This window comes from Streptomyces sp. NPDC005805, from assembly GCF_040630445.1.
Classification (GTDB): Bacteria; Actinomycetota; Actinomycetes; order Streptomycetales; family Streptomycetaceae; genus Streptomyces.
The window spans coordinates 100,925-117,160 of the sequence record NZ_JBEXXN010000013.1; the positions used below are offsets into that span (position 1 = coordinate 100,925).

Sequence of the window (16,236 nt, forward strand, 5' to 3'; positions counted from 1 at the left end):
GGACCCGTCAGCCGAAGATCAGCCAGACCACCGCGTAGCTCAGCGCGGCGACCGCCGCCGCGGCCGGCATGGTGATGAACCACCCCAGGATGATGTTCTTCGCGACGCCCCAGCGGACCGCGTTCACCCGCTTCGTCGCGCCGACGCCCATGATCGCCGAGGTGATCACATGCGTGGTCGAGATCGGCGCGTGGAAGAGGAACGCCGAGCCGAACATGATCGACGCGCCGGTCGTCTCCGCCGCGAACCCCTGCGGCGGGTCCAGCTCGATGATCTTGCGGCCCAGCGTCCGCATGATGCGCCAGCCGCCCGCGTAGGTACCCAGCGACAGCATCACCGCACACGCGATCTTGACCCAGACCGGGATCTCGTCGCCCGCCTGCTCGACGTCCGCGATCACGAGCGCCATGACCACGATGCCCATGGTCTTCTGCGCGTCCTGGAGGCCGTGGCCCAGCGCCATACCGGCCGCCGAGACGGTCTGCGCGATCCGGAAGCCGCGCTTCGCCTTGTGCGGGTTGGCCCGCCGGAACATCCACATGATCGCGACCATCACCAGATAGCCGCAGACCAGACCGACGATCGGGGAGACGAACATCGGGATGACGATCTTCTCCAGCACCCCGGTCCAGATCACATCCGTCCCACCGGCCAGCGCCGCGCCGACCATCCCGCCGAAGAGGGCGTGCGAGGAGGACGAGGGCAGCCCGAAGTACCAGGTGACGAGGTTCCAGACGATCGCGCCGACGAGCGCCGCGAAGAGGATGCCCATACCGCGGTCGCCGTGCGGGGTCGCGATGAGCCCCTCGCTGACGGTCTTGGCGACCCCCTGGCCGAGGAAGGCGCCCGCGAGGTTCATGACCGCGGCCATCGCCAGCGCGACCCGGGGGGTGAGCGCACGCGTCGACACGGAGGTCGCGATGGCGTTCGCGGAGTCGTGGAAGCCGTTGGTGTACGTGAAGCCGAGCGCGACACCAATGGTCACGATCAGGGCAAAGGTGTCCACGAAGCTCAGGACTCCTTGACCGCGATGGTCTCCACCGTGTTCGCGACGTGCTCGAACGCGTCAGCGGCCTCCTCCAGCACATCCACGATCTGCTTGAGCTTGAGGACCTCGATGGCGTCGTACTTGCCGTTGAAGAGGTGGGCCAGGAGCTTGCGGTGGATCTGGTCGGCCTGGTTCTCCAGACGGTTGACCTCGATCCAGTACTCGGTGAGGTTGTCCATGGTCCGCAGGTGCGGCATGGCCTCCGCGGTCAGCTCCGCCGCCCGTGCCAGGACCTCGATCTGCTGCTCGACACCCTTGGGCAGCTCCTCGATGTTGTAGAGGACGACGAGGTCGACGGCCTCCTCCATGAAGTCCATGATGTCGTCGAGGGAGGACGCGAGGGAGTAGATGTCCTCGCGGTCGAACGGCGTGATGAAAGAGGAGTTGAGCTGGTGGAAGATCGCGTGTGTCGCGTCGTCCCCCGCGTGCTCCGCCGCCCGCATCCGCTCCGCGATCTCGGCCCGGGCGGAGGGCTCCGCGCCGAGCAGTTCCATCAGGAGCTTCGAGCCGGTGACGATGTTGTCCGCGGACGCGGCGAACATGTCGTAGAAGCTCGTCTCCCTGGGGGTCAGACGAAATCGCACAAGGGGTCCTCGGGGTGTTCCGGTGTCGGTCAGGCTGATGCTAGGCGCATCATCCGGCCACTGCTGAGCGGCGACAACCCAGTGTCGCCCATCGAACGGCCTGATCCGCACAGACCCCCTCCGATTTCCGCACGATTCGTTAACATATACCCACGAGGGGTATACAGACCCCTTTCAGGACAACGGGAGGACGCGATGACGACCACCGAGACCGGGACCGTCACCGGCTCCGAAACCGAGGGCGGAGCGGCGACCGGGACCGAGGTCGTGACCGACCACGACCGCGGGGTGCACGGCTACCACAAGCAGAAGGACGAGCACCTCAAGCGGCTGCGCCGGATCGAGGGCCAGATCCGCGGTCTCCAGCGGATGGTCGACGAGGACGTCTACTGCATCGACATACTCACGCAGGTCTCGGCCTCGACGAAGGCGCTCCAGTCCTTCGCCCTCCAGCTCCTGGAGGAGCACCTGCGCCACTGCGTCGCCGACGCGGCCCTCAAGGGCGGCGAGGAGATCGACGCCAAGGTGGAGGAGGCCACCAAGGCCATCGCCCGCCTGCTGCGCACCTGACCGGTCCGGCCGTGCGCGCCGCCGGGTGCCGCGGGGCGGGCCCGGCCGCGGCCCGGCTCCGCGGGCCCTCGCTGTTGGCCGGAAATCAGCGGTTCTCGGCTCGGCGCTTCTCGGCTCGGCGCTTCTCGGCTCCGGGGTCCTCGGTTCAGCGCTTCTCGGTTCAGCGGTTCTCGGCGGCGGCCCGGCGCGGGACCGGCACCCTGGCCCGCCGCTCGGCCGTGACCATGAGCACTTCGTCGATCCGGTCCGGGCTGAGCCGCTCACCGTCCGCGGCGGAGGCCGCGATCATCAGCTCGCCGCACAGTTCGATCTCGGCGAGGGCCACGCAGTCGTCCGGGACTGCCGTCGTACTGGGCGGAGCCACGCGCCGTCACCTCGTTCCCACCGCTGTCGCTTCGCTTCGGTCCGGTCTCCTAGCGTAGGGAGCGGGCCACACACCGCGCATGGCACGTCCGGACCATTTGCGCCCTGGCCTTCCCGGGTCCCTTCGGGCTCCCGGCCCGTGTGGCGGCTCCGGCGCCGCCGGATCAGGCGCCGACCTTGCCGGAGTAGATGTCCCGCTCCTCGGGGAGCCGCACCTCGACCGGCGTCCCGAAGTCGAAGAGCACGGTGGTGGAGGTCACCGCCACCGACCGGCCCTCGTTGGCGAAGGTGAACCGGTGCCGCACCTTGCAGAGCCGGCCCGAGGAGTCGAGGTACGCGTCGAAGGGGACGGCGTGCTTGCTGAACCCTTTCGCCGCCGCCGCGAGCGAGGCCCGCACCTGGGGACGCGCCACCTCGGCCGCCCGCCGGATGTCGGTGGTGCCCCGGAAGTGCCGGACCTTGTGCCCCTCCACCACGGCCTCCCCGACGAGCGCGACCTGCTCGGCGCCCCGCAGCAGCTCGGCCGCCGCCAGCGGATCGGTCGCCCCGCCGGTGACGAGGTTCCCGTCGTCCAGCGCGGTGGTGTCCACCCGGACCCACTTGTCGGCGGGGACACCCGCGCCCCGGTTCTTCATATAAAGCGCGCCGGGCGTCAGCAGCTCGGTGATCGGCTTGTGCTCGGCCGGGCCCGCCGGGTCCTCGGGCAGTACCACCCGCAGCCGGCCGGTGCCCCGGGCGAAGTCGTAGCCGCCCTCCCCGCGGATGGTGACGCGCGTGCCCCCGGTGGCCATCTCCATGGCGGTCCGGGCCCGGGAGCTGCCCGCCCCGGCCAGCGCGTCCGCGGCGGTGCGGACCGCCTCGGCGCCGGGGCCGCCCTTGCCGTCCTCGGCCGCGGCCCCCTCGCCGGAACACCCCGTGGCCGCCATCACCCCCACCACGGTCGCCGCGACGGCCATCGTGCCGCTTCTGCCCCAGTGCCGCTGCACCACCATCGCCTGCCAAACCCCCATACCGGGACCGCTTGCCTCCAGGAATCCCACCCGCCTCCCTAACGACGGCCCCTGTCACCTCGTCACGCGGTTCCCGGACGCGGGACGCACCGGCCGCCCGCCGGTCCGGTCCCGGGGCGGGCCCGAATCCCGCGCCGGGTACGCGGTGTCCCGCGGCCCGGCGGCGGGCAGTACCGTGGTCACGTGCCCGAGCAGGACCCGCCCGCCGCCCCTCCGACGGACGGCGCCACGCATCTCACCAGCACCGTCGAACGCGGCTCCTTCGCCGTCGCGCGGTGCAGCTGCGGATGGTCCGGCCCCGCCCGCAGATCCCGCGACCGCGCCCGCACGGACGCCCGCACCCACGCCACGCCCGGCTGACGCCCGAGCCCCGAGCCGCGTCCCCTCGACGGAACCCGCCGTCCCCTTCTTCCGTCTCCGTCCCCGGGAGGACGACATGGACCGGCGCACACTGCTCACCACCGCCACCGCCCTCACCGCGGGCGCGGCGGCCACCGCCTGCACCGGCGGCGACGGCGGCCCGACCGGCTCGGCCGGCACCACCCCCGGCACCCGGCCCGCCTCCCCACCGGGGTCGGCGTCCGCGTCCACCACGCCGAAGGGGAACGCCCCCGCCGACTGGGCCGCCCTCGCCCGCGGTCTCGACGGCCGGCTCGTCGCCCCGGGCGACGCGGACTGGACGAGTGCCCGGCAGCTCTACAACACCCGCTTCGACGGCCTGAAGCCCGCCGCCGTCGCCTACGCCGCCGGGGAGGGGGACGTCCGCGAGTGCCTGGCGTACGCGCGGGCCCACGGCGTCCCCGTCGCCGTCCGCAACGGCGGCCACTCCTACGGGGGTTGGTCCTCCGGAGACGGCCGGCTCGTCGTCGACGTGTCCTCGCTGGACGGCGTCGCGGCGGACGGCACCATCGGCGCGGGCGCGAAACTGGCCACCGTCTACCGCACCCTGGCGCGCGCCGGGCGGACGATCCCCGGCGGCTCCTGCCCCACGGTCGGCATCTCCGGACTGACCCTCGGCGGCGGCCACGGCGTCACCTCCCGCACCTACGGGCTGACCTGCGACAGCCTCCTGGAGGCGACGGTCGTCACCGCGGACGGGCGGACCCGGACCGCGAGCCCCGAGGCGGACGCCGACCTCTTCTGGGCGCTGCGCGGCGGCGGCACGGGCAGCTTCGGCGTGGTCACCGGCTTCCGCTTCCGCACCCACCCGGCCCCGCCGACGGTCACCGCGTATCTGTCCTGGCCCTGGCCGAGGGCGGCCGCCGTGCTCGCGGCCTGGCAGCGGTGGGGACCCGCGCAGCCGGACGAGATCTGGTCCTCGCTGCATCTGTCCGCCGGGCCGGGCGGGGTGCGGCCGACCCTCTCCGTCACGGCGTTCACCCTCGGCGACGAGGCCGGGCTGCGCAACGCCGTCGACCGGCTCGCGGACGCCGCCGGGTCCCCCGCCTCCTCGGTGGCCCTGCGCCCCCGCTCCTATCTGGACGCGATGCTCGCCTTCGCCGGGTGCTCCTCCCTCGACGAGGACCGCTGCCGACTGCCGGGCACCACCCCGGGCCGGTCGGAGCGGGGCGCGCTGCGGCGCGAGACCTACGCCTCGGCCTCGGACTTCTACGACCGCGTGATCCCGGACGGCGGGGTGCGCGCGCTGCTCGCGGCGGCAGAGGCGTTCACCCGCATCCCGGCGGGGCAGGGCGCGGGCGGCGGGACGATCCAGCTCACCGCGCTGGGCGGGGCGGTGAACCGGGTGGACCCGCTGGCCACCTCCTTCGTGCACCGGCGCTCCCGGCTGCTCGCGCAGTACATCGCCGCGTGGCGGCCGGACACTCCGGGCACGGCGGCGCGGTCCTGGCTGCGGGAGACCCGTGCCTCGCTGCGCCGGTACGCCTCGGGGGCCGCGTACCAGAACTACGCGGACCCGGAGCTGCGGAACTGGCGGGAGGCGTACTACGGGCCGGCGGCGGACCGGCTCGCGCGGCTGAAGCGGCGCTACGACCCGGACCGGGTCTTCGACCACCCCCAGGTGATCTGACCCGCCGGGGCTGACGCGGCCTCACGGCCGGGGCCGGGTCTGGCCCGCGGCGGGGGCGGAGGGCTCCCCGCGGCCGGGCTCGGGCAGTGAGCCCCCGCGGCGGCCGGGCTCGGGGGCGGGCTCCCCGCGGCTGCCGGGGTCTGCCCCCCGTCCGGGCCGCCCGCCCGGGCCGGCCCCTCCCGATCCCGCGCGCTCCGCGTGCCCCGCGTTCCTACGCCGCCAGGTCCTTGTGCCCCGGGCCGCGCCGTCCGCCGCGCGGGTCCGGGATGTCGAGGGGCTCGGTGACGAGCCGTCCGGCGCCCGCCCGGCGCGAGCGGACCAGCCGGCCGAGACGCGGCGACGCGGCCACCGCGGACACCAGCGGGGTGAGCAGCGCGAGGGCGAGCGGGGCGAGCAGCAGGGCGACGGCGGTGCCGAGCGCGAACCCGCCGATGACGTCGGTCGGGTAGTGCACACCCATGTACACGCGGCAGAAGCCCTCGGCGGCGGCGAGGGCGAGGGCCGCCGCGCCGAAGCGGCGGTTGGCGATGAACACGGCGGCGGCGATCGCCATGGCCATCGTCGAGTGGTCGCTGACGAAGGAGAAGTCGGTCTTCCCCGCCACCAGCACCTCCAGGCCCTGGTGGTCGAGGAACGGCCGCGGCCGCTCGACGAAACCCCGGATGGGGATGTTGATCAGCAGGGCGATGCCCGCGGCGAGGGGCGCCCACACCAGTCCGGCGAGGGCCGAGACGGAGTCCTCCGTGGTGCCGCGCCGGCGGACGCTCCACCAGCAGCCGAGCACCACCAGGACCAGGGCGATCATGATCCCGTACTCGCCGGTGAACGACATGACCCGGTCGAACCAGCCGGGGGCGTCCTTGGCCAGGCCGTTGATGTCGTAGAGCAGGCCGACGTCGGGGTTGGTCCCGCTCCTCGCCTCCGTGACGGGGAACCCGTTCGCGAGTCCAGCCATCTGCCGCGGCCCCTTGCCTTGTCGCCTGCGGGCGCACCGCCTGTGCGCCGCTCTGCCAACCCCCGTGATCCGTCAGGTGCGTGCTGCATGGTCAGTGCGGCTGTCCCTGTCCAAGGGAACGACGCGATCCATGGTGCCGTTCCGCTCTCCACCGAACGATCACGATGACGTTATCGAAGAGTGATACGTCGTCGCAGCTCAGAGCCCTGCGGCCAGGGTCTGTTTCCAGCCATGACCGGAGGCGTCAGGTCCCCGCGGGCGGAGTCGGCAGCGCCGCCGCGCCGTCCTTGGTGACCCGGGTCGCGCCGAAGTAGTCGGGGGTGTCGATCTTGTCGAAGCGGATCACCGCGCCGGTGAACGGAGCGTTGATCATGTAGCCGCCGCCGACGTAGAGGCCGACATGCCGGATGGCCCGGGAGTTGGTCAGGTCGTCCGAGAAGAACACCAGGTCACCGGGCATCAGCTCGTCCCGCGAGGGGTGCGGCCCGGCGTTGTACTGGTCGTTGGCGACGCGGGGCAGCTCGATCCCCACGGTCCGGTAGGCGGCCTGGGTGAGGCCCGAGCAGTCGAAGCGCCCGCCCTGCTCGGGGGTGCCGTTGCCGCCCCAGAGGTACGGGGTGCCGAGCTTCTGCTGCGCGAAGTAGATGGCGCCGGCCGCCTGCCGCGAGGGCTCCACCCGCCCGGCGGGCCGCGCGAAGCTCTTCTCCAGGGTGCGGATGACCTTCACGTAGTTCTGTGTCTCGCGGTAGGGCGGGACACCGCCGTACTTGATGACCGCGTAGGCGCCCGCGTTGTAGGCGGCGAGCATGTTGTTGGTCGGGTCGCCGGGTGCCTTGCGCACATATCCGGCGAGTTCGCAGTTGTACGAGGCGGCCGAGGGGATCGCGTCGGCCGGGTCCCAGACGTCCCGGTCGCCGTCCTTGTCCCCGTCGATGCCGTGGGTGGCCCAGGTGCCCGGGATGAACTGCGCGATCCCCTGCGCGGCGGCCGGGCTCTGCGCCCGCGGGTTCCAGCCGCTCTCCTGGTAGAGCTGGGCGGCGAGCAGGGCGGGGTTGATGGCCGGGCAGAGGGTGCCCCACTTCTGCACGAGGGCCTGGTACTTCGCGGGCACCGCCCCCTTGGCGAGGGAGACCGTGCCGTTCTTGCCGTCCCCGCCGAACAGCCCGGCGGCGGCCGAGTACGTCCCCACGACCAGCAGCGCGAGGAACAGCAGCGCGCCCCCGAAGGACACCCCGGCGACCAGCCACGCCTTACGCACCGTCAACCACTCCTCGTCGCACGGCAGTAGACCGACCACCGGCCAGTGTAGAAGGCGAACGCCCCACCGAGGAGGACAACGGCCCGCCGAGTACGCGTCCGTACTTCCGAGTAGGCTTCAGCCGAAGTCGGGCCGGGCGGGCCGCGATTCCGGCACCCGACCAGTGCCGGCCCTCGCACGGTCCTGCCCGTCCCACCGCGCGGCGTCCCGCTCCTTGGGGCCCGTGCGGGCAGAGACACAGGGGGAGAACGATGACAGCGGCACATGATTCCCACCCGTTTCCCGTTTCGGTGAACGTCGAGAAGCTCGACCGGCTGACCGGCCGGGAGCGCGAGGTCCTGCGCAACCTCGCGAAGGGAAAGACCAACCGCGTGCTGGCGGGCCAGCTCGGGATCGCCGAACGGACCCTGCGGGCGCACATCACCAGCATCGTCCGCAAGCTGGACGTCGGGTCCAGATTCGAGGCGAGCCTGGTCGCCGTCCAGCACCACGACACCTTGGCCGACGACGCCATCGCCTCGTGAGCGGAGCCCCGCCGGGCGTCGCCGCATGAGGCATCGCCTGATGCGGCGACGCCTCACCAGGCGATGCCTCTAGAGGCAATGGAGAGCCCCGGCCCCACGCGGCAGGCTCGGAGCAGCAGCCCACCGGAACACCGCCCCTTCCGTACGGCAGGGGTCGGTGCGGAGCTGTGCCCGTTCGCGGGCGGTCGCCACACGGACCGCCCATCCGAGGTGAGGAATACCTGTGAACATCAAGAAGATCGCCACCGCCGCCGGTGTCGCCACCGCCGGTGTCGCCCTGTTCGCCGCCACCCAGGGCAGCGCCCAGGCCGCGCCGGCGCAGCCGGCCGCCCCGGTCGCCGCCGTCGAGGGCGCGCAGCCCGCGCCGCAGGCCATCGGCTCGCTGCTGGGCAAGGCGGCGAAGTCGGTCGGCAAGGCCGCCACGAAGGGAGCCAACAAGGCCACGGCCGTCGGCAAGGGCATGGCCGTCGTCGCCAAGAGCAACGCCGACAACATGCTGAGCCACGGCAGTCTGTTCGCCAGCCCGACGAGCCTGCCGCAGGGCGTCGCGGCCGACACGGTCTTCGACCGCTGATCGCCACGTGACGACGGAACACCGCACCACCAGGAGGGCGGCGCTGCTCGTCGGCGGCGCCCTCCTGGGCGTTCACATGACCGTGGCCGCCCTGTCCCAGGCGCCCCTCAGCCCGGCGAAGCTGGTCTACGGGGACGCCGTGGCCGAGTACCTGGACCCGTACTTCTCGCAGAACTGGCAGTTGTTCGCGCCCAGCCCGATGTCCGACGACCGCGGCATCATCGCCCGCGCGACCTGTGGGGACGGCTCGGTCTCCGAGTACTACGACGTCTCCGCCGAGGCCATGGCGAAGGTGCAGGACTCCCGCTTCTTCCCCTCGCGGGATGTGCGGGTCGTCTCGGCCGCCCTGCAGAACGTCACCAGTTCCGAGGAGCTGGTGCGCCGGGTGCGGCAGCAGCAGACCAACGACAAGAAGCCCGTCCTCCCCCCGCTCCCGTACGAGAAGGTCACCGAGGAGGAGGCGGTGAAGACCCTCTCGCGCTACGCCTACGACCGGCTGCCGAGCGCCTGCGACGGCGGGCCGCCGCAGAAGGTCCAGGTCCGCATGTACGTCCGCCAGCTGCCGCCGTGGTCGAAGCGGAACGACCCCTCGGCCGAGGACAAGGTCATGGTCAAGGACTTCGGCTGGGTGAAGAGCGAGGAGCTCCGATGAAGAACCTCACCGCCCGGCTGGACGCCTGGACGCTGCACCCCGTCGCCGTCACGGGCGTGTCGGGAACCCGCGTCCTGCTCGGCTTCGTCGGGCTCATGTACTACCTCAGCCAGTACGGGGAGCGGAGCTACCTCTTCGGCCCGGACGGGATCCTGCCTCACGACGAGTTCCTCGACCAGCTCACCGGCTTCAGCCTCTACGCGCTGTCCGGCTCCTCCCTCTGGTCCGAGCTCGTCTTCCACTCGGGCATCGCCGCGGCCCTCGCCGTGCTGCTCGGCGTCGGCGGCAGGGCGGGACTGGCCGTCCACTGGGTGCTGCTGTGGTCGGTCTACCAGCGCCAGCCCGCGCTGCTCGACGGCGGCGACAACCTCGCCTACGTCGTCATCCCGTTCCTGCTGCTGACCCGCTGCTACGACCGGTTCGCGCTGCCCACGGGTCTCGGGGAGCACGTCGCCGCACGGCTGCCGGGAGGGCTGCGGGCCGTGCGCGTGCCCTTCCACAACCTGGGCGTGCTGATGGTCGCCGTCCAGATCTGCCTGGTCTACGTCGTCTCCGGCCTCTACAAGGTCATGGGCCAGGAGTGGCAGGACGGCACCGCGCTCTTCTACGTGATGCGCGTGCCGGAGTTCGAACTTCCCGGCTGGTCCCACCTGGTGTACGAGAGTGACGCCCTGGTCGTCCTCGGCACCTACGGGACCGTGGCGTTCCTGGTGTACTTCCCGCTCGGCGTCCTCGTCCCGGCGCTGCGCCCCTGGGCGGCGGCCGTCTCCATCGCCTTCCATCTGTCCATCGCGTTCTTCATGGGCCTCACGGGCTTCGCCCTGACGATGATCGCCTGCGACCTCGTCTTCCTCTCCTCGGCGCTCGAACGCGTGGCCGCCACCGCGCGTACCCGTTGGGAGGGGCTCGCGGCGCGGCGGTCCGGGGCGCGGGCGGAGCGGGCCGAGCCCGATGGCGTGCCCGAGGAGAGCGCCGCCGCACCCGCCCCCGCAGCAGCCGGTTCCGCCGGGCCGGCCTGACCCGGGGCGGGCCGCCGCCCGGCACAGCCGCCCCGCCCCTGCCTTCGTCCACGTCCACGTCCACGTCCAGACAGGAGAACCCGACCGTGCGGAACCCCACCTGCCTCCTCGGCGGTCCCGGCATCCCGGACCGCGTCACCCACGGGCACGATCCCGACCGGTTCGTGGAGATCGGTTCGCTGAGCAAGGTCTTCACCGGCACCGTCCTCGCCCGGCTGACGGAGCAGGGCGTGCTGGACGCGGACACGGCACTGTGCGAGCTGGTCGACGAGGTGGACGCGGGCTGCCCCGTGACCCTGCGCCACCTCGCCGAGCACACCTCGGGTCTGCCCCGGCTGCCTCCGCAGCCGACCGGCCCGCCCGGCGACCCGTACGCCCACTTCACGGAGCCCGCGCTGCGGACCGCGCTGAAGGGCCTGTCCCCGCGGCCGCGGGACGAGCCGGAGTACTCGAACCTGGGATACGCCGCCCTCGGCCTCGCCCTCTCCACCGCCACCGGACGCACCTACGAGCAACTGGTGGACGAGTACGTCCTCCAGCCCCTGGAGCTGCCGGCGGGGTCGGTCACCGCGTCACCGCCGCGGGAGCGCCGCCTCGTGCCGCGCACCCTCTTCGGGCGGCCCCGCCCGATGTGGACCCTGACCGGCGCGATCCTGCCGTCCGGCGGCCTGTGGGCGACCCCCCGGACCATGGCCCGGGTACTGGTCGGCCTGCTCGTGGAACGACGGCTGGGTGCGCCCGCGGCCACCTGGCAGCGCGGTGGCCCGGTCCTGTGGCACAACGGCGCCACCCGGGACGCCTCCGTCGTGGCCGCGGCCCACGACGACGGCCGATGGCTGCTCCTGCACCGGTACGGCGCCGCCCCGGAGCGCACCGACCGCCTCGCGGTCGCCACCCTCACCTCCGCGCCCTCGCTCGCGTCCGACGACTGAACCCGTCCCCGCCCCCGTTCCCCACCACACCGAGGAGAAGCGCCCATGAGGATCGCCTGGTTCGCCTGGCTGGCACAGAACGCCGCCGAGTTCGGCTACAGCCAGGGCCCGTTGCGCGGCGGCATCGGCACCCTCGCCGTGCTCCTCACCGCGCTGCTGATCGCGGCCGCGCTGCGCCGCCGGCGCCCGGCGGCGATCGCCGCCGCGGCGCTCACCTGCGCCGGGGGCATCGGATGGCTGGCCTTCCACTGATGACCCCGGCGTCCCGGAGGAGTCGTCCATGACGGACGCCGTGGTCGTGGGCTCCGGCCCCAACGGACTCGCCGCCGCGCTCACGCTGGCGCGCGCCGGGCTCGCCGTCGAGGTGTTCGAGGCGCATCCGCGCATCGGCGGCGGACTGCGCACGGAGGCGCTCTTCGACTCTGAGGTGGTGCACGACATCTGCGCCGCTGTGCTGCCGATGGCGCCCGTCTCGCCTTTTCTTCGCTCACTGGACCTCGCGGACGACGGCGTGCGCCTCCTCCACTCGCCCGTCGCCTACGCGCACCCGTTGCAGGGCGCGCCCGCCGCCCTCGCGTGGCGGGACCTGGACACCACCTGCGCGGAGCTGGGGGAGGACGGGCCGCGCTGGCGCCGTCTGATGGAACCGCTGCTGGAGTGTTCCCAGGACGTGGTGGACCTGATGCTGTCCGACCAGCGCAGCCTGCCGCCGGCAAGGGCGCTGGCAGCCCTCGCCCCCCGCATCCCGGTCCACGCGCTGAGGCTCGGGGGAACGCTGCGCACCGCGAGGGGACGGGCGCTGCTCGCCGGTGTGGCCGCGCACGGGGTCGGCCGGCTTCCATCGCCGACCACGGCGGCCGTCGCCCTGCTCCTCGGCCACCTGGCACACCGCACCGGCTGGCCGGTCCCCGAGGGCGGGGCCGGCACGGTCGCGGCGGCCATGGCGGCGCGGATCGAGCGGCTGGGCGGCCGGTTCCACACCGGCGTCCGGGTGAACAGCCTGGACGAGCTGCCCGCCGGACGGCGCATCACCATGCTGGACGTCTCGCCTCGGGAACTGGCCCGCATCGCACCGCTGCCCGACGCCTACCGCCGCAGCCTGTCCCGCTACCGCTACGGCCCCGGGGCCGCGAAGGCGGATTTCCTCGTCGCCGGGCCCATCCCGTGGCGCGACCCCCGGCTCGGGCAGGCGGCCACCGTCCATCTCGGGGGCGATCATGGCACGGCGGACGAGCTGCGCCGCGCCGAGACGGCAACCGCGCGGGGCAGGCGGGCCGAGAGGCCCTACGTCATCCTGGTCGACCCGACCGCCGCCGACCCCGGCCGGGCCGTCCGCGGGCGCCGGCCCGTCTGGGCCTATGTGCACGTCCCGCAGGGCGATCCGCGCGATCCGCTTCCGCTCGTCCGCGCCGCGATCGAGGCGCACGCGCCCGGCTTCACGGACACGGTGCTCGCCGAACGCGGAGTATCGGCCGCCAAGTTGGGTGCGTACAACGCCAACTACGTGGGCGGGGACATCGGGTGCGGTGCGCTGAGCCTGCGCCAGGCCGTGGCCAGGCCCGTTGCCCGGTGGGATCCGTACCGGGTCCCGGTCCCCGGCACCTGGCTCTGCTCGTCTGCCACCCCGCCCGGGCCCTCCGTCCACGGAATGTGCGGGTACCACGCGGCGAACGCGGCCCTGCGGGCCCTGTCCGAAGGCCCGTCGAATTCCCCTCGGTTCCCTCCGCGTGCATCTCCCCGGGACGGGCACACGGAGTTCACGAACGCGGCCCCAGGGCAACGGCACAGGACGAAGGGCAGGAGACAACGATGGGAAGCTCCGGACACATAGTCGGCGCCGGCGGGCGCTCCACGGCGAACGGCCTGGCCATCGCGAGCCTCGTCTGCGGCATCGCCGGCGTGTTCGTCTTCAACGTGATCCTCGGGCCGCTCGCCGTCGTGCTCGGCTATGTGGGCCTGAAGCAGTCGCCCAGCAAGGGCGGGGCGGGCATGGCCAAGGCGGGCATCGTGCTGGGCATCGTCGCCCTGGTGCTCTTCATCGTGCTGCTGGCGGTCGCCTCGTCCAGCGGCGGCTTCAGCTGGTACGTCGGCGGCTGACACCACGCCCGACCCGATTCGGCCACCCCTGACGCCCCTGAGGTGCCGAGCATTCCTCGGCACACCGTGGCCGACCCCCGACCGGGTCGCCGGGAGTCTCCCCCCTCTCCCCGCGACCGCGCCCGGGCCCCCACCCGGGCGTCATCCCGCCCCGGACGCCGGCCGCCGCCCCCGTCGGCCCGCGTCCGGGGCGCCCTCTTGCGCGCCGTCCGCCGGGAGCCCCGCCCATGGATTCATGGAGGAGCGGTGCCGATCCGGCGAAGCCACGGTGACCGCCGGGCGGCAGCGTCACCGGGACCACCCCGTCCGTCACGCTCCGCAGTCGATCACCTGACGCGAATGTGTCGGTGCACTCGCCATGTACCCGTACGATACGAGGGCGGGGCACCAAAGAGGCCGGTAGCGGGCTCGGGGGCCTCCGCACCCGGGTATGTGGTCTGAACCAGTTGCCACTACTCTGTGTCACGCAGCCAACCAGGCTGAGGCCAGAACCCCGCCGTCGACCACGGCGGGGCGAGCACCACAGGAGCACCAGTGAAGAACTCTGCGATCGTGACCGACGCACCGGACACGGAGATCACGCAGAACGGGGGAGCCCGCGACCGCAAGCAGGGTCGTGGTGACGCCGGCGGTGCCGCCGCCACGATCACCTTCATCGCCCTGCTGGCCGTCGCCCTCGGCCTCCTCGGCTACATGGTCCTCGGCCGCTGACGCACGGCCGCGCACCACGCGAAGGGGCGCCCGTCCTTGAAGGACGGGCGCCCCTGCCGCGTTCTCCGCAGCCTCCCGCTACGCCTTGCGGCCCACCCCGCCGTACATGGCGACCTCGGCCGGGGCCCGCAGGTCCTGCTCGTCCGGCCGCCAGCGGTTGCACGAGACCACGCCCGGCTCCAGCAGCTCCAGGCCGTCGAAGTAGCGGGCCACCTGCGCCGGCGTGCGCTGGGTGAGGCGCGGGGTGCCGTTCTCGTTCCAGAAGGCGACGGCCTCGTCCACGTCGGGCATCGCGGGGCTGGTGATGGTGTGCGAGAGCACCAGATGGCTCCCCGCGGGCAGCGCCTCCATGAGCCGGCGCACCACCGCGTACGACTCGGCGTCGTCCTCCACGAAGATGACGACGCCGAGCAGCATCAGCGCGACCGGCTCCGAGAAGTCCAGCGTGTCCGCCGCGCGTTCCAGGATCGTGTCCGTGTCCCGCAGATCGGCGTCCAGATAGTCGGTGCGGCCCTCGGGCGTGCCCGTGAGCAGCGCCCGCGCGTGCACCAGGACCAGGGGATCGTTGTCGACGTACACGATCCGCGCGTCGGGGCTGACGCGCTGGGCGACCTCGTGGGTGTTGTCGGCACTGGGCAACCCGGTGCCGATGTCGAGGAACTGACGGATGCCCACATCGGCGGCGAGATGCCGGACCGCCCGCCCGAGGAAGCGCCGGTCCGCGAGGGCGTACTCCCCGATACCGGGGTGCAGCTCCCTGATCTGGTCGCCGACGGCCTGGTCGACCGGGTAGTTGTCCTTGCCGCCGGTCCAGTAGTTCCAGATCCGGGCCGTGTGGGGTCGGGTGGTGTCGATGCGCGCCTGTATCCCTGTGTCGTCGGTCACGGCAAGCACCTTAGTGAACCGCGGTGCCGGACAGGAGGGTTGTGACGAAGATCCGCGGACCGCGGGCCCGTGGAACCGGGGTCCGCACGGGAACCCCCTGGATCAGGCCATTACCGCTCGGTAACGTGGATCGCGCACAGCGACCGGCGAGGACCCGCGCGAGCCGCCCACGGGGACAGCCGCAGGCAGGGAAGGCAACCCGATATGACGGCACCGGAGGCCGAGGCGTTCTTCATCCGCCTCGACGAGAACCGCTACGCCCCCACCGAGCACACCCGGGGCCCCTGGGACGCCGCCGCGCAGCACGCCGGCCCGCCCGCCGCCCTCCTCGGCCGCGCCCTGGAGGAACGGCCGGGCGCCCGGACGGACATGCGCCTCGCCCGCGTCACCTACGAGATCCTGCGCCCGGTGCCGATCGCGCCCCTGGAGATCACCACCACCGTTCTGCGCGCGGGCCGCGGCACCGAGGTCGTCGAGGCGGTGCTCGCCCCGGCCGGCGCGGCGCCGGTGATGCACGCCCGCGCCCTGCGCGTCCGCACGGCGGCGGAGCCCGGCCCGGCGGTGGCCCGCGGCCCGCTCGTCCGGGCTCCCTCGGAGTGCGCCGAGACCCCGTTCTTCGGAGTTCCGTGGGACGTGGGCTACCACACCGCGATGGAGGCCCGGTTCGCCGAGGGGAGCTGGCAGGACCGCGGGCCGGCGACGTGCTGGCTGCGTATGCGCCTCCCCCTGGTGGCGGGCGAGGCACCCCGGGCCCTGGACCGGGTCCTGGTGGCCGCCGACTCGGGCAACGGGCTGAGCAACGTCCTCGACTTCGGCCGCCATGTCTTCATCAACCCCGACCTGACGGTCCATCTGCACCGGCACCCGGTCGGCGAATGGGTCTGCGTGGACGCCCGTACGAGTGTGGACGCCGCCGGGATCGGCCTCGCGGACGCGATGCTCCACGACGAGAAGGGGCCGACCGGCCGCAGCGCCCAGAGCCTCTTCGTCGCCCCGCGCTGAGCCGGCCGTCCGCGCGGTGTGCC

Annotated in this window: 20 protein-coding genes; 13 read left to right on the forward strand and 7 right to left on the reverse strand. The window is 73.1% G+C overall.

The genetic code is table 11. The annotated features are described in order from the left end of the window. Nucleotides 1-7 precede the first annotated feature (7 nt). Both ABZ457_RS10395 and ABZ457_RS10400 read right to left on the reverse strand, forming a co-directional pair. A complete protein-coding gene (locus ABZ457_RS10395) occupies nucleotides 8-1,006 on the reverse strand; it encodes an inorganic phosphate transporter (protein ID WP_359156039.1) in 999 nt (332 codons plus the stop codon). 5 nt (nucleotides 1,007-1,011) lie between these two features. Further along, nucleotides 1,012-1,632, reverse strand: coding sequence for a DUF47 family protein (locus tag ABZ457_RS10400; RefSeq protein ID WP_026277555.1), 621 nt, complete (start codon nucleotides 1,630-1,632; stop codon nucleotides 1,012-1,014). A 195-nt stretch (nucleotides 1,633-1,827) separates the two neighbouring features. On the opposite strand from ABZ457_RS10400, the gene ABZ457_RS10405 reads away from it, so the two are divergent. Next, nucleotides 1,828-2,202, forward strand: coding sequence for a metal-sensitive transcriptional regulator (locus ABZ457_RS10405; RefSeq protein ID WP_359156042.1), 375 nt, complete (start codon nucleotides 1,828-1,830; stop codon nucleotides 2,200-2,202). 160 nt (nucleotides 2,203-2,362) lie between these two features. Here the strand turns inward: ABZ457_RS10405 and ABZ457_RS10410 are convergent, their stop codons facing one another. Both ABZ457_RS10410 and ABZ457_RS10415 read right to left on the reverse strand, forming a co-directional pair. Further along, complete coding sequence (locus ABZ457_RS10410; protein WP_359156044.1) at nucleotides 2,363-2,566, reverse strand: hypothetical protein; 204 nt, start codon at nucleotides 2,564-2,566, stop codon at nucleotides 2,363-2,365. Between the two features lie 163 nt (nucleotides 2,567-2,729). Further along, nucleotides 2,730-3,557, reverse strand: a complete 828-nt coding sequence (locus ABZ457_RS10415) for a hypothetical protein (RefSeq protein ID WP_359156112.1) — start codon at nucleotides 3,555-3,557, stop codon at nucleotides 2,730-2,732. Between the two features lie 201 nt (nucleotides 3,558-3,758). On the opposite strand from ABZ457_RS10415, the gene ABZ457_RS10420 reads away from it, so the two are divergent. Both ABZ457_RS10420 and ABZ457_RS10425 read left to right on the forward strand, forming a co-directional pair. Continuing rightward, nucleotides 3,759-3,935: a hypothetical protein gene (locus ABZ457_RS10420; protein ID WP_359156046.1), complete on the forward strand. Its 177-nt coding sequence runs from the start codon at nucleotides 3,759-3,761 to the stop codon at nucleotides 3,933-3,935. 76 nt (nucleotides 3,936-4,011) lie between these two features. After that, a complete protein-coding gene (locus ABZ457_RS10425; RefSeq protein ID WP_359156048.1) occupies nucleotides 4,012-5,604 on the forward strand; it encodes an FAD-binding oxidoreductase in 1,593 nt (530 codons plus the stop codon). Nucleotides 5,605-5,815: 211 nt separating this feature from the next. Here the strand turns inward: ABZ457_RS10425 and ABZ457_RS10430 are convergent, their stop codons facing one another. After that, nucleotides 5,816-6,559 carry a phosphatase PAP2 family protein gene (locus tag ABZ457_RS10430; protein ID WP_359156051.1) on the reverse strand — a complete coding sequence of 248 codons (744 nt, stop codon included), beginning with the start codon at nucleotides 6,557-6,559 and terminating at the stop codon, nucleotides 5,816-5,818. Nucleotides 6,560-6,803: 244 nt separating this feature from the next. Then, nucleotides 6,804-7,817: a bifunctional lytic transglycosylase/C40 family peptidase gene (locus ABZ457_RS10435; protein ID WP_359156114.1), complete on the reverse strand. Its 1,014-nt coding sequence runs from the start codon at nucleotides 7,815-7,817 to the stop codon at nucleotides 6,804-6,806. 290 nt (nucleotides 7,818-8,107) lie between these two features. Here ABZ457_RS10435 and ABZ457_RS10440 point away from each other — a divergent pair, with 290 nt between their 5' ends. The 9 genes from ABZ457_RS10440 (at nucleotide 8,108) to ABZ457_RS10480 (ending at nucleotide 14,326) form a co-directional block, all read left to right on the forward strand. Further along, a complete protein-coding gene (locus ABZ457_RS10440) occupies nucleotides 8,108-8,341 on the forward strand; it encodes a helix-turn-helix transcriptional regulator (RefSeq protein WP_359156053.1) in 234 nt (77 codons plus the stop codon). A 223-nt stretch (nucleotides 8,342-8,564) separates the two neighbouring features. Continuing rightward, nucleotides 8,565-8,915, forward strand: a complete 351-nt coding sequence (locus ABZ457_RS10445) for a hypothetical protein (protein WP_359156055.1) — start codon at nucleotides 8,565-8,567, stop codon at nucleotides 8,913-8,915. A gap of 7 nt (nucleotides 8,916-8,922) precedes the next feature. Beyond that, nucleotides 8,923-9,567 carry a DUF5819 family protein gene (locus tag ABZ457_RS10450; protein ID WP_359156057.1) on the forward strand — a complete coding sequence of 215 codons (645 nt, stop codon included), beginning with the start codon at nucleotides 8,923-8,925 and terminating at the stop codon, nucleotides 9,565-9,567. After that, the gene (locus ABZ457_RS10455) at nucleotides 9,564-10,586 is read left to right on the forward strand and encodes an HTTM domain-containing protein (protein WP_359156059.1); all 1,023 of its coding nucleotides are present in this window, start codon (nucleotides 9,564-9,566) and stop codon (nucleotides 10,584-10,586) included. The genes ABZ457_RS10450 and ABZ457_RS10455 overlap by 4 nt, the downstream gene beginning before the upstream one ends. Before the next feature lie 86 nt (nucleotides 10,587-10,672). Then, complete coding sequence (locus tag ABZ457_RS10460) at nucleotides 10,673-11,518, forward strand: serine hydrolase domain-containing protein (RefSeq protein ID WP_359156061.1); 846 nt, start codon at nucleotides 10,673-10,675, stop codon at nucleotides 11,516-11,518. Nucleotides 11,519-11,563: 45 nt separating this feature from the next. Beyond that, a complete protein-coding gene (locus tag ABZ457_RS10465) occupies nucleotides 11,564-11,770 on the forward strand; it encodes a hypothetical protein (protein WP_359156063.1) in 207 nt (68 codons plus the stop codon). A 28-nt stretch (nucleotides 11,771-11,798) separates the two neighbouring features. Further along, on the forward strand, nucleotides 11,799-13,349 hold the full coding sequence (locus ABZ457_RS10470) for an NAD(P)/FAD-dependent oxidoreductase (RefSeq protein ID WP_359156065.1): 1,551 nt from the start codon (nucleotides 11,799-11,801) through the stop codon (nucleotides 13,347-13,349). Next, the gene (locus ABZ457_RS10475) at nucleotides 13,328-13,615 is read left to right on the forward strand and encodes a DUF4190 domain-containing protein (RefSeq protein ID WP_359156067.1); all 288 of its coding nucleotides are present in this window, start codon (nucleotides 13,328-13,330) and stop codon (nucleotides 13,613-13,615) included. The genes ABZ457_RS10470 and ABZ457_RS10475 overlap by 22 nt, the downstream gene beginning before the upstream one ends. 552 nt (nucleotides 13,616-14,167) lie before the next feature. Next, nucleotides 14,168-14,326: a hypothetical protein gene (locus ABZ457_RS10480; RefSeq protein ID WP_359156069.1), complete on the forward strand. Its 159-nt coding sequence runs from the start codon at nucleotides 14,168-14,170 to the stop codon at nucleotides 14,324-14,326. 78 nt (nucleotides 14,327-14,404) lie between these two features. On the opposite strand, the gene ABZ457_RS10485 is transcribed toward ABZ457_RS10480, so the two are convergent. Then, nucleotides 14,405-15,211: an SAM-dependent methyltransferase gene (locus tag ABZ457_RS10485; protein ID WP_359156071.1), complete on the reverse strand. Its 807-nt coding sequence runs from the start codon at nucleotides 15,209-15,211 to the stop codon at nucleotides 14,405-14,407. A gap of 204 nt (nucleotides 15,212-15,415) precedes the next feature. Here ABZ457_RS10485 and ABZ457_RS10490 point away from each other — a divergent pair, with 204 nt between their 5' ends. Then, nucleotides 15,416-16,213, forward strand: coding sequence for a thioesterase family protein (locus ABZ457_RS10490; protein WP_359156073.1), 798 nt, complete (start codon nucleotides 15,416-15,418; stop codon nucleotides 16,211-16,213). Nucleotides 16,214-16,236: the final 23 nt, after the last annotated feature.

What these genes read in the sequence shown, in the direction of transcription:
- ABZ457_RS10405 (WP_359156042.1), top strand. Translation starts at nt 1,828, where the DNA reads ATGACGACCACCGAGACCGGGACCGTCACCGGCTCCGAAACCGAGGGC.
- ABZ457_RS10415 (WP_359156112.1), bottom strand. Translation starts at nt 3,557, where the DNA reads ATGGTGGTGCAGCGGCACTGGGGCAGAAGCGGCACGATGGCCGTCGCG.
- ABZ457_RS10425 (WP_359156048.1), top strand. Translation starts at nt 4,012, where the DNA reads ATGGACCGGCGCACACTGCTCACCACCGCCACCGCCCTCACCGCGGGC.
- ABZ457_RS10430 (WP_359156051.1), bottom strand. Translation starts at nt 6,559, where the DNA reads ATGGCTGGACTCGCGAACGGGTTCCCCGTCACGGAGGCGAGGAGCGGG.
- ABZ457_RS10455 (WP_359156059.1), top strand. Translation starts at nt 9,564, where the DNA reads ATGAAGAACCTCACCGCCCGGCTGGACGCCTGGACGCTGCACCCCGTC.
- ABZ457_RS10465 (WP_359156063.1), top strand. Translation starts at nt 11,564, where the DNA reads ATGAGGATCGCCTGGTTCGCCTGGCTGGCACAGAACGCCGCCGAGTTC.
- ABZ457_RS10470 (WP_359156065.1), top strand. Translation starts at nt 11,799, where the DNA reads ATGACGGACGCCGTGGTCGTGGGCTCCGGCCCCAACGGACTCGCCGCC.
- ABZ457_RS10475 (WP_359156067.1), top strand. Translation starts at nt 13,328, where the DNA reads ATGGGAAGCTCCGGACACATAGTCGGCGCCGGCGGGCGCTCCACGGCG.
- ABZ457_RS10490 (WP_359156073.1), top strand. Translation starts at nt 15,416, where the DNA reads ATGACGGCACCGGAGGCCGAGGCGTTCTTCATCCGCCTCGACGAGAAC.